At 69.2% G+C, this 11,036-nt stretch carries 14 protein-coding genes; 1 reads left to right on the top strand and 13 read right to left on the bottom strand.

Annotated features, from left to right (window positions below):
- From M8J73_RS44190 to M8J73_RS44160, 7 genes are all read right to left on the bottom strand, one after another.
- Nucleotides 1-735, bottom strand: a 735-nt coding sequence (locus tag M8J73_RS44190; protein WP_249829910.1) for an IS5 family transposase, incomplete at its 3' end; no start/stop codon positions are given.
- Between the two features lie 358 nt (nt 736-1,093).
- Entirely contained in the window at nt 1,094-1,294 is a 201-nt protein-coding gene (locus tag M8J73_RS44185) for a hypothetical protein (protein WP_157873192.1), read from the bottom strand.
- Nucleotides 1,295-1,942: 648 nt separating this feature from the next.
- A complete protein-coding gene (locus M8J73_RS44180; protein ID WP_055540233.1) occupies nt 1,943-2,437 on the bottom strand; it encodes a hypothetical protein in 495 nt (164 codons plus the stop codon).
- Nucleotides 2,438-2,484: 47 nt separating this feature from the next.
- A complete protein-coding gene (locus tag M8J73_RS44175) occupies nt 2,485-3,345 on the bottom strand; it encodes an SPDY domain-containing protein (RefSeq protein ID WP_055540232.1) in 861 nt (286 codons plus the stop codon).
- Between the two features lie 70 nt (nt 3,346-3,415).
- A complete protein-coding gene (locus M8J73_RS44170) occupies nt 3,416-4,072 on the bottom strand; it encodes an HAD-IA family hydrolase (RefSeq protein WP_055540231.1) in 657 nt (218 codons plus the stop codon).
- Nucleotides 4,069-5,157, bottom strand: a complete 1,089-nt coding sequence (locus M8J73_RS44165) for an MFS transporter (protein ID WP_240501472.1) — start codon at nt 5,155-5,157, stop codon at nt 4,069-4,071. Before M8J73_RS44165 ends, M8J73_RS44170 begins: the two co-directional genes overlap by 4 nt.
- A 347-nt stretch (nt 5,158-5,504) precedes the next feature.
- Entirely contained in the window at nt 5,505-6,680 is a 1,176-nt protein-coding gene (locus tag M8J73_RS44160; protein WP_079054996.1) for an MFS transporter, read from the bottom strand.
- A 143-nt stretch (nt 6,681-6,823) separates the two neighbouring features.
- Between M8J73_RS44160 and M8J73_RS44155 the strand changes: the two genes are divergently transcribed.
- On the top strand, nt 6,824-7,036 hold the full coding sequence (locus tag M8J73_RS44155) for a hypothetical protein (protein ID WP_157873191.1): 213 nt from the start codon (nt 6,824-6,826) through the stop codon (nt 7,034-7,036).
- Between the two features lie 229 nt (nt 7,037-7,265).
- On the opposite strand, the gene M8J73_RS44150 is transcribed toward M8J73_RS44155, so the two are convergent.
- The 6 genes from M8J73_RS44150 to M8J73_RS44125 form a co-directional block, all read right to left on the bottom strand.
- Complete coding sequence (locus M8J73_RS44150; RefSeq protein ID WP_240501797.1) at nt 7,266-8,183, bottom strand: winged helix-turn-helix transcriptional regulator; 918 nt, start codon at nt 8,181-8,183, stop codon at nt 7,266-7,268.
- Complete coding sequence (locus M8J73_RS44145; RefSeq protein WP_055543277.1) at nt 8,161-8,592, bottom strand: hypothetical protein; 432 nt, start codon at nt 8,590-8,592, stop codon at nt 8,161-8,163. Before M8J73_RS44145 ends, M8J73_RS44150 begins: the two co-directional genes overlap by 23 nt.
- 9 nt (nt 8,593-8,601) lie before the next feature.
- On the bottom strand, nt 8,602-9,045 hold the full coding sequence (locus tag M8J73_RS44140; RefSeq protein WP_240501798.1) for a hypothetical protein: 444 nt from the start codon (nt 9,043-9,045) through the stop codon (nt 8,602-8,604).
- Nucleotides 9,042-9,518, bottom strand: coding sequence for a hypothetical protein (locus M8J73_RS44135; RefSeq protein ID WP_055543278.1), 477 nt, complete (start codon nt 9,516-9,518; stop codon nt 9,042-9,044). The genes M8J73_RS44140 and M8J73_RS44135 overlap by 4 nt, the downstream gene beginning before the upstream one ends.
- Nucleotides 9,519-9,628: 110 nt before the next feature.
- Nucleotides 9,629-9,877 carry an SH3 domain-containing protein gene (locus tag M8J73_RS44130; protein ID WP_372504110.1) on the bottom strand — a complete coding sequence of 83 codons (249 nt, stop codon included), beginning with the start codon at nt 9,875-9,877 and terminating at the stop codon, nt 9,629-9,631.
- Nucleotides 9,878-10,148: 271 nt separating this feature from the next.
- Nucleotides 10,149-10,877 carry a hypothetical protein gene (locus M8J73_RS44125; protein ID WP_240501799.1) on the bottom strand — a complete coding sequence of 243 codons (729 nt, stop codon included), beginning with the start codon at nt 10,875-10,877 and terminating at the stop codon, nt 10,149-10,151.
- Between the last annotated feature and the right edge of the window lie 159 nt (nt 10,878-11,036).

The raw sequence follows: 11,036 nt of genomic DNA, 5'->3' as shown, positions 1-11,036 counted from the left end.
CTCGCGGGCCAGTCGGCGATGCAGCATCAGCGTGCCGTTGACCTGTTCCACGATCCACCTCTTCGGTTGCGGGACGAAACCTTTGCCCTGGTCGGCCGGATTGCGGCGGACGACTTCGACGCCGATGTCCAGCAGGGCACCGTGGATGAGGACCTCGTCCTTGAAGCCCTGGTCCACCAGTGCCTTCTCCAGACGCATCCCGCACCGCTCGGCGGCTTGGTCGAGCAGAGCGGTGCCGGCGGTGTTGTCGTGGGCGGATGCGGCGAGCACGACGACGCCGATGATCAGCCCCAGCACGTCGACGGCCAGTCCCCGCTTGCGGCCCGAGACCTTCTTGTTGGCGTCCAGTCCCGTTGTGGTCTTCGGGACACCGGCCGCCGCGCGCACGGACTGGGTGTCGATGATCACGAGGGACGGGTCCTCTAATCGCCGGGCTCTCTCCCGGACCTGGCAGCGCAGGAGTTCCTGGATCCGCTGGTCAAGGCCGTCCTGGCGCCACAGCGTGAAGTAGTAGAACACCGCCGACCAGGCCGGCAGGTCATGGGGCAGGTAGCGCCACTGACAGCCCGTCCGGTTCTGGTAAAAGATCGCGTTCACGACCTCCCGCAGATCGCAGACCCCGGGATCACCGGTCGCCGACCGCGCTACCCTCGCCTGCTTCCAGGCCATGATCATCGGCTCAATCAACGCCCACTGCACGTCCGATAAGTCGCTGGGGTACGGCTTTCTCTCCATGCCCCGCATCTCAACATGGACATGCTCATTACATGGCCCGCGCAGCCATCAGTACCACGATCGAGCGATCACGAACCAGGGAAGATCGGACTTAACGTCCACTCAGATGCGTCGGCAGCGGTCCAGCGTCGGCGGGGCGGCGATGACCACGCCCGCAAGCGGAGAGGAGCAGTCCCGCGCCAGCCGTGGACCAATCTGTGGCGCATCGAGAAGTCGGCGGGCCACGGGACCCGCACCGGCACCGCACACGACCACGCCACCCATCACGGTTACGACGAACGCGACGGGCATGCGGGGAAGTCCGGCCAACGGGTGCGAAAGCAGCGGCTGGTGACCAGAGACCCCCAGGACGCCTCGATCAGCGGCTTTTGGAATCGACGGCGGAGTCATTGCCGGTCGTCTGCTCGACGACATCGCAGGCAGCGACGTCGGCCACGGCCGGCGGGTCGAGGCGGATCAGCCGGTACCGTCCTTCCCATCCGTGAAAGCGCTGCGGCCGTGGTTTTTTCTTCTCCTTGGGCGGACGGGTCCGAACTCTCTCCGCCCGGGCTTCCTCCATCTGCTTGGCGAAGGCCGGGTCGCATCTCCGGTGGCGTACACGGTACTGGGGGAGACTCCCACGCGAGCCGCAGCGGCCTTGACCGTGTCGCCTTCGCGCAAGGCCTGGAGCAAGAAGCCGGTCCGCGCAGGTGACAGCCGCGAGTGGGGAGTCTCTGCGGAAGCGTCGGCCCTGGCGCGAACGGCGTCAAGTGCGGCACGGCCACGGCGGCGAGTGTCATCCCGAAGGCGACGCCGCGCAACACCTCCGCGCACTGCCGCATGACCTTCGACTTCGGGGTATAAGGGTCCCGGCCGCTGAAGGCGACCGCCAAAGCTCTGTCCGCGACGGCCGCGATCTCCAAGATCTCGGGCGCCACGTCGGCCTCGGCAGCGGCCTCCTCCGCTGGATGTCCGGCCCTGAGGCCCTCGATGACCTGGTCGCTCACACGCGATGGGCAGGACAGCTCCGAATGCCCCGTCGGATCGGTCCGGAAATACCACAGGTCCTCCATGACAACTGAGGCCTACGCCACAGCCTTCGGCGTGGACGCGGTCACCGACCATACGACGTGCTGCCGAGCCCCTGGGCTGGAGGCCCTGTGTTCCCGCCTGCGCGGCAGGACGGCCAGCGGGGCGGGGGCACGGGTCTCCGTATTCGGAGGGCGCATCAGCGGGCGCGGGCTGCGGTGTAGCCGGCCGCGGCCGTCGGGACGTTGCGCGCTGTACGCGCCGCCGGTCGTGAGTGGGCAGAAGTCGTCCAGCCTCCGGGGAACCAGACCTTGGTGTACTGCTCGATCGCCGTGCGCAGTCCCCTGACTTCCGCGCCGTTCCACGGCGGCTGGCGGTTGTGATGGTGCAGATCGAGGATGCGGGCGTAGCCGCTGAATCCGGGCTGGACATCACGTTCGGCGTCGCGTCGTGCGAAGGTGCCGTGCTCGACGAAGGCGAGGACCACGGCGTCGACGTCGCCCTTCTCAGGGTGGACGACGGCGAGGCGCAGACCGTCGTACTCGCTCTCGCGGATGGTGCGCGAGAAGTCGATCCGCAGCCGTAGCGGGGACTTGGGCAGCGGAGCGGCGTAGTACGTGTCGCCGACGACAGCGCTCTCGGCGAACGGGAGCATGAGGTGCTCGGTGAAGAACTGCTGGGCGTGCAGGGACACGGGCGGAATGCCTTCCGGCGTATGGACTGGCGGGAAAGGACGGACGTTCAGCGCCGTGGGCCGGTACGGACAGGGGCGGGGGTGCTGGTGCTCCAGCGCGGGACGCTGCGGGTCCCGAGCGCTGGTGGCCGACGGGCAGCGGCACGCTGGACGTCGAGCGGGGTCGGAAGCGGCGGCGCGGGTGGCGTGACAGGGGTGAGCTGGGCAGACTCCCTCAGCCAGGGGAGCATCCCGTCCTTCCATCGCGGTACGGGTGCCGGATCGGCCACGCTCTGGGTGATGGCTTTCACCAGGGCGATCGGTGTGTGGGTGGAGGCGGTGGCGTACCAGTGAGCGTGGCCGCTCTTCGGGCCGCCCGACAGGTACCAGCGGGCCTGAAGGGTGGTCAGTTCCTTCTCCGGATCGAGGCGGCCGGTGGTGTACTGCAGGGCGGCCAGACCATCGGAGGGCTGTAGCTCCATCACGCCCCAGCGCGGACGCTGGAAATGCCAGCCACCTCGGATCAGCGGGACCACGGCGGCGAAGGCGCCGAGCTCTGGGTCCTTGCGATCGGGCGGGGCGAGGTAGAGGTCGGGGCCGACGATGTACGCGTCGGCGAGGGCTGTGGTGAAGGCGGTGACGAATTCGGTGGGTGCCATGTCGTTGAAGCTCACGCCCCACGCGGGTGGGCCGAAGCGGTCACGGTAGGCGTTGATCCGCCACAGTCCATCGTCATCTCCCTCGGGCAGGTAGCCGAGTCGGATGCGGTGGTCCGGTGCGGTGATGTAGGCGTTGCCGAGGTCGTCGTGATGGAGGTCCCAGCCAAGCGCGAGCAGAGGCTCCAGCCCGGGGTCTCCGATGGCTGTACTGCCAGCGAGGTAGCGCGGGGATACGTAGACGTCGCCGTCGATCTCTTCGGTGTCTGGCACGGAGGTCCTGGGGGTGGGGGTCGTCGGTCGAGCCGTGGAAGGCGGTATCAGCGGCTGCCGCCGTGTTGGGCTACCGGGGCGCGAAGGGTGTCGACTCAGTGGGGAGCAACTGCTCCTCTACGTCACCAGGTTGGCCGGTGTAGTGCAGCGTGCGCAGACCCAGCGCGGCGGCGGCCTGGCAGTTGTCCGCGCGGTCGTCGATGAAGAGCACGCGCCCCGGCTCAGCGGCTTGGGCGGCGGCCAGCGCGTGTTCGTAGGCTGCCCGTTCGGGCTTGCACACGCCGAGTCGGGCAGAGTAGAGGGCCTCGGTCATCAGTGTCCGGCGCCATTGGGTGGCGTCGAGGACGTTGCTTAGGTGGGCGGGTGCGTTTGAGAGCAGGACCATCGGCAGGCCTGTTTCGCGTATCCGGCCCAGGACGGCAAGAAGCCTCGGATCGGTCTGAATCCACATCGCGGTGTCGGCGGCTCGCAGTTCGCGCAGCAACCGCGGGCCAGGGTGGTAGCCGAGGACCTTGGCCCAGTAGGCGAGATCGCTCAGTTCTCCGGCGTCGTACGCCCCTCGGGGAGCCCAGAAGGCTTCCTGGAAGGAGGCGAGTTGCTCGTCCGGCCACTCGGCGAGACCGGCGAGGCGAGTCCACATGCCGGTGGTGGGCTGCAGTCCCAGTACGCCGTTGTAGTCGATGATCACGGCGTCCAGGTCTGTCGGGGAAGCGAAAGTGCTTGTCAAGAGGTTCTGTTCTCCAGGGTCTTGTGGGCCAGTGCTGCGACGACGGCAGCGAGCAGGGCGGGCAGCAGTAGCGCGTGCGGAAGGGTGGTGACTGTGGCGAGAGCACCGATCAGCGCTGGGCCGGCGAGCAGGCCGACGTAGCCGGTGACCGCGACGGTGGCGACGGCGCGGGGCCCGCCGGGTCCGGCAGCGGTGATCAGGCTGGGAATGGTGACGGACAGCCCCAGGCCGAGGGCTGCCCATCCGGCAAGAGCCGCGGGGACGGTAGCCAGGGCCAGGCCCGCGGTGAGTCCCGCCGCAGCGAGGACTGCCCCGGTGCGTACGACCGTGGCGGCTCCGAAGTGGGCGGTGAGGCGGTCGCCGACAAGTCGTCCGGTGGCCATGGCCGCGCTGTACAGGGCGAACGCGGCGGCGCTGACGGCCGTCGAGGCGTCGAGGCCGTGCAGGTGGACGGCTGCCCAGTCGGCAGCGGCCCCCTCCCCCAGCAGACATGCCGCGGCCAATGCCCCAAGAAGCCACAACCGCGATCGGGGCAACACCGGCGCGTGTTCGCGGTCCGTCGAGCGCCGGGCCGCAGCTGCGGTCGGCTCGCCCCGGGCCCCAAGGGAGCGTGCTGCTGGAGCGATAGCCAGAGCGACCGTGGCGACAACGGTCCCGGTCATGGCGAACAGCCACTCGTGGGAGGTGTGGGAGCTGACGGCGGCGAGCGCGGCACCGCCGAGCGCTCCGAGGCTGTAGGCCGCGTGCAGCGATGCCATGACGGGTCGGCCAAGGCGCTCCTGGCAGCGGACCGCGGAGGCATTGGCGGCAACGTCCAGCACACCGTGCGCGACACCGAATGCGGAGGCCCCCAGTGCGAGGGCGGTCGGCGTACGGCAGGTGCCGAGCACCACCAAGGTGGCCGCGAGGCCGACGGTGCCGCTGGTCAGCAGCAGCGGCTGTCGGACGGGAGTGGCGATGCGGCCGCCGACTCGAAGGCCGGCGACCATTCCGACAGCGGCGGCGAGCAGGACCAGGGCAAGGCCTGCGGTACTCAGGTCGGCTGCCTGCTGAACGGTCGGCATGCGCGCGCCCCAGACGGCCATGACCGCGCCAAGCGCGGCGAAGTACCCAGTCAGCAGGAGGCGGTCGGGGCCGGCGCGAAGAATTGCCAGCCTCACTCAGCCACCCCCTCTGCGGGAGTGGCGACGGGATCCGGTGCGACGGGGAGAGGGAGGTGGCGGTACGCCGACTGGGAACGGGCCTGGGCGATGGCTTCCGTCGCCCCGGTGGTGATCAGGAAGCCGATGCGGGCGGTGAACAGGTCACCGTCCGGCCGAACAGGGCGAAACGGCAACAGCAGGCTCCAATGAGAACGGGAAGGGGGCAACGGGCGCGACTCCCCGCTGAGGCACGAGGTGCGACCGTTGGGCGATGCGGGAGCGGGTGAGGGTCAGAGGGCCGAAGGGTGCAGCCCCGGGAGGGTGCGCAGCCTTGTGAAGGCGGTGGCCAGGCCCACGGCTTGTAAAACGGCACACACACTGATCGCGTGGCCGAGCTGGCCGGACGGGACGACGGCGACGAGCAGTCCGGCAATGGGGAAGGGCAGCAGGAGCAACAGAATCGTCAGGGCGAGGGTGCTGCCGAAGACGTCGGCGGGGATCAAGGGGGAGCGCAGAGTGCGCAGTACCACCGTCATGCCGCTCTCACCGGCCATGACGACCGCGATCAGCGCCAGATACGCGGCATAGGTGTGCGCGAGCGAGAGGGCCAGGAAGGCCGAGGCGGCGATCGCCGCCGAGACAGCGCCGACCGGCCACATGCCGTAACGGTCGATGGCCCGGCGGCACAGCGCGACCGCGATCAGGGACGCTGCGGCCGCGGCCGACCAGAGCAGGCCGACACCGGCACTCGACTGGCCGAATTCCTGGACGACGATCACGGGGACGGCGGCCTGCAGGAACCCGATGGCGAGGTTCGACAGCGTCAGCCCGGCGACGAGCCAGCCGAGCGTCGGCAGCGAGCGCAAGGTCTGCCAGCCCGTCCGCAGTCCCTGGTGTGCCGTCGTCGGAGAGGTGGTGAGCTGGTCCGTGTGCCGTCGCGCGATCCTCGGCGGGGCGAGGGCGGCCGCGAGCAGGGAGAAGGCGGCGGCCGCGGCGAGCATGCCGGTGGCGCCGGTGTGGTTGAGGAGCAGTCCGGCGAGAGCGGGCCCGGCCAGGGTCGCCGTCTGGTCGATGCCGAGGAGTACCGACTGCACCCGGTGGGCGGGCGTGCCGTCGGTGCGGCTGGCGAGCCCACCCGCTGTTTCGGCCGCGATGTAACTGAACTCGGTCAGTACGCCGCTGCCTGCGGCGAGCATCATGACGGTGATGGTCTCGCCGGGCCCGTCCGTCTGAGCCTGGAGGAGCAGTGCGGCAGCCAGGACGAGGGTGGCCCTCGCTGTCGCGGCGAGGCGAAAGACGCGGGTGGTGCCGTGGCGGTCGACCAGGGCTCCCGCCGCAGCGAAGGCCATCAGCCGCGGCGCCCATTCCAGGGCGAAGGCCAGGCCCGTGAGGGTCGCGGAGTGGGTCGTGGCGAGGACCAGCAGGGGGATGCCGTACGTCGTCATGGCGAACGCGGCGGCATCCATACTGCGCGGCAGATAAATGCCATGCAGCAGCGGGGGAACCGGCCAGCGGGAAGGCCCGTTTCCGGTACGGACTCTCACGCAGCCTGCTCCGTCTCATCCTCTGTCTGGGAGGAGCTGGATGCCACGGCGCGCAGGATGTGCGGATGTGCCTGGAGCCACTCTGCCAGCACACCCCGCAGTTGAAGAACCTCGGAGGCCGCCTCGGCGGAGAGGACGACATCGCCGTCTTCGAGCAGTGCCAGGGTGTGCTGGACGCGGGTGACGAAGTCGCTGAAGGGACCGGGGAGCTGGTGGGTGCGGGCCCCTCGGGCGACCGCGTCGTACACCGCGGCGAGGTCCCCGCCCGCCTCGGGTAGCGGTCCGACGCGTGGTCGGCGAAATGCACCAGACCGAGCGTGCGTGCGACGTCGATGGCGTGGCGCAGTTGGTGGCAGGTGAGATCGCCGAAGGCGCCCTGCAGACTGCCTCGGCTACGGCTGATGGGGCCGTTGTCGTCGATCTCGCTGACCAGCCGAATCAGCGCCGGCAGGCACAGCGCGCTGATGACGCGCTTCGCGTGCGGGTGGTGGAGGATCGCGGAGCCGGTCATCGGCGCGGGCCTCCTGCCGCAGGGATCGGCAGGGGGCGGGCGGGCATCCGGTGGGAGAAGAGGTCTCCGGCCCGCCACGCGGTGCCTGGGGTCTTGGCCGGCTCGGCCGGCGGCGCCGACAGGCGGGACTGGGTGGTCAGCCATGGCCCCGGCCGGGTCTGCGGCGACGTCAGAGTCCGCCCCCACAACGGATGGGCTTCGGTGAGCGGACGTCCGGTCGCCCACGCGGAAAGGGCCTGGTAGGCCGGGGCGAGTTCCCGGCCACTGGTGGACAGCTGGAACTCTCCGGAAGGCGTGACCGCGACCAGCCCGTCGTCGATCACCCGGCGCAGTGGCGGGTAGACACGGCTGAGGTTGTAGGTCGGCATGACCTCGGCGGCCAGCGCCTTGGCGCTCGCCGGCCCGCGGGCTCTGAGCGCCCACACCAGCGGCGTGGAGTGCCGCGGGCTGATCAAAGCGATCGTGTCCTCGATGTTCTGCGCCACCGCGACCGGCTGCGGCTCCAGCTCACCGGTGGCCTTGTTCCGTGCGAGAGGCTTTTCCAAGTGCGTGTCCCCCCACCCGGCGAGCACGGACAGAACGGGTATCAGGTCGACGCCTCGACGGGTCAGGCCGTAGGTGACATGCCGGTGGCCGTGCTCCTTGCGCTCTACGAGACCGGCGTCGACGAGCTTGCCCAGCTTCGGATGGAGCTGGCCGTCCGCCAGGAGGGTGAGCTTGGACTTGACCTCGGTGTAGCGCAGCGGCTGAGGGGCCAGGGTCATCAGCACCCACACGCTCCAGGTGGGGGCGAGCATCTGCAGGCTCTCGGTGACGCGGGACAGGTCGTTCAGGGTGGCGCGGGACAGACCGGTGGCGGCTATGGGGGAGCTCCTCAGGCGGGTGGAAGGGTCAGCGGGTGCGGGCGACGGCACGCGCCGGAGCGGTAACAGGTGCGGGGGACACGGAAAGCGGGGCTTCGGGCCCCACGTCCGGGGCGCGGATGGGGATGCGGTGCAGGCTGGCCAGGACGCCACTCAGGGTTTTGACGTGGGCGTCGCGAGTGGCAACTGATGCGGAGAGGCGGCGAGCGCAGTCGAGAATGTGACCTGCTTCGAGAGGGCCGATCTTCCGTCCGGGGTCGGCTAGTTGCCGCAGCCGCTGCAACTGGAAGGCGATGTTGCGCTCGGCGAGTTGCAGATCAGTGAGGCTGATGATCAGGGCGGCGAGCAGGCTGCCCTCGGGGTTGGCTTCGGCGCGGGCTTCAAGGTCGGCCAGCGGTGAGGCGTACAGGTCCTCGATCCGCTCGGCGATCGTCTGAGCGGTGGCGTTCGGTTCGGGCAATCGCGGCTTTCAAAGACGGGGCCTTTGCTCCGCCCCGGCGCGCGCGTTGGCCGGAGCGGGCGGCAGGCTGGTGGTGATCACCGGCTGGATGAGCCGTACGGGCCGACGGTGCACCGGGCAGGACGAGGGCATGGTGCGCAGCAGCTGATCGAGCGCGGCGACGTAGCCATTGCGCCCGGCCAGGGCCGCCTCCATCCACTGCGCATCGAAACGCAGTTGGTCGGCGGACAGCTCGTTCATGTCGCGATCGGGAGCGGTGGCCGCGTGGACCCGGTCGCGTATGCGAGCCACCTGTTCTTCGGCCACCACAAGGAAGGAACGAAGTTCCAGCGCCCGCCGCAGTGCCGGGGAAGCGTCGGAGCCTGCCGCCTGCGCATAGAGCTCGCCCAAGGAGGCTCCGAACATGCGCTCCAGCCGACTGTCCTGGGTGGAGGTCTTGTCGGCCACGCTCACCGGGCGCCTCCTCGTACGGGTGCCTGCGCGGCGATGGGCAGGGACGGTGCGGTGGCGGGCAGGGCCGAGCCGCGGCGGGTGGCACGGCCCGCGCCTCGCCACGCCCCTGGGCTCCGGTGCCCGATGGCCTGGGGGTAAAGGAGATAGCGCAGCGTCATGGCGCGCCCCTCCCGCACGCCGTGCGCGCTGTTCACCGTGTTCGCGAGCTGCACGACGTGATCGGGCAGTTCGACGAATTCATCGTCGGGCACCGCTTCCGTGTGCTGGGCGAGGGCTTCGGCAAGGGCCTCCTCGGCCCTGTCCAGGACCTGCTGGGCCTCGGTGAGCAGTCCGTACCAGTGCACGATCGTGGTGGCTTCCGGGCTGGCCTGTGGAGTGGAGGCCGCCGTGCGGCGCAGCTCGGCGATCGGCATCTGGAAGCGATTCTGGATCTGCTCGGTCAGGACGCCCATTACGTCGTCGGCGTCGGGCACTGCAGAACTCCGTTCCGGTGTTTCCAAGGAATCAGGGGCTGTCATCGTCACGACCCGACTGCCCTACCGATTCCTGCGATTGATGACTGAGTCAGTTGGGTGGCGTGCTGTTAGTCCAGGCACATACGGACGTCGCGGTAGACGTAGGCGGAAGAGACCCAGCCCTTGACTCCGGTTGTCCTGTCGGTGATGTAACGCCAATTCCCACGGGTCTTGTGGACAGTGAACCTGTGCCCCTTGTAGAGGATCCCGACCGCAGTGGACTTGGCTGACGGCTTGGAGCGGATCGTGACCCCCTTCGTGCCGATCAGCCACGGTCCGGGGTCGTCACATGAACTCGTGACGAACGAGGTGGCCACCTGAACAGGTGTGGCACTGGCGGTTGCGACGGGGAACAGGGGCAGGGCCAGAGCGCTGAGAACGGTAACGGAGACAGATATATGAGTTGCGGACATGGGGGAAGTGAGCTCCAAGCCAGGAATGAGAGCCCGAGCAGGCTTCTGTGCGGTTCGGACTCAAGAGTCCGGAGAATCCCCGGTTTCGCTAGCCGGGAATGGGGTGCTATGTTTCGCCGCCGCCCGAACGGAATCCCGGTGAACCTGGGAAAAATCCGCGGGCGTTGCAGTGGTCTCAGCGGCCGGGCCGCCACGGCGGTGCGGGAGGCACGGTGCGGGCCGCAACCACGGGCGGCGTGATTTGACGGGCCGGTGGTGGAGCGGCGGGCAGCGGAACGTCGCGTCCGCCGCGCCAGAAGGCGTCCCACCACGTCGTGGCCGCCTCAAAGTTGGCGAAACCGCCCTCTCGCAGGGTGTGCGTAGAGGTCTCGGTATCAGCCTCTTCCAATAGCACCCGGAAGGGCATGGAAGCCTGCTCGTCCAGGGCGCGCAGGAGCACCGTGGTCTGGATGGGCTGCTCCATGTCGTGGGTGTAACTGCGCAGGAGGGCGAAATGGTCGCCGTCTCGGCGCAGCCGCTCCTCCAGGGCCCGGGTGGCGTCGTCAGCTGGAGTAGTGCCGAGGCCCTCGTGCAAGAGGATCGCTTCCTCGGGGCAGCCGCGGGCGATCAACCAGGACTGGGCCATGGCCGGCAGGGGCAGTTCGGCTCTGTCGAAGCGGAAGGTCCGCGTGGCGACATCGCGCTTCAGGTGCAGAGCGACGATCTGGGGGTCGCCGGGGAAGCCCCAGGTAGCGCTCCCGTCGTGCAGCACGTAATAGCTGTGTTGGTCATCGCTGGTGTGGTGTTCGGCCAGCACAGTGAACGAGGTGTCGTTGATGGTGATGTGCTGCCAGAAGTGCTCGGCAACTCGGTCGTTGACGGCCTCATAGCCGTCAAGGCGGAAGTCGGGAGCGGTTTCGGTCATAGAGGCTTTCCGGGGGGGTGCCTCTATGTCCTTCGTCAAGGCCCGGCTGGTCATGCGGTGGCTGCTTCGGGGAGCCGTGATTCGTAGAAGGTGCCGTCGCGGAGCATGGCGAACAGGACGCTGATGCGCTGCCGGGCGAGGCGGAGGAGGGCCTGGGTG

The sequence above is a fragment of the Streptomyces neyagawaensis genome (assembly GCF_023516595.1).
Classification (GTDB): Bacteria; Actinomycetota; Actinomycetes; order Streptomycetales; family Streptomycetaceae; genus Streptomyces; species Streptomyces neyagawaensis.
Note: the sequence above shows the minus strand (reverse complement) of the source record. Positions and strands in the feature narration are given on the sequence as shown.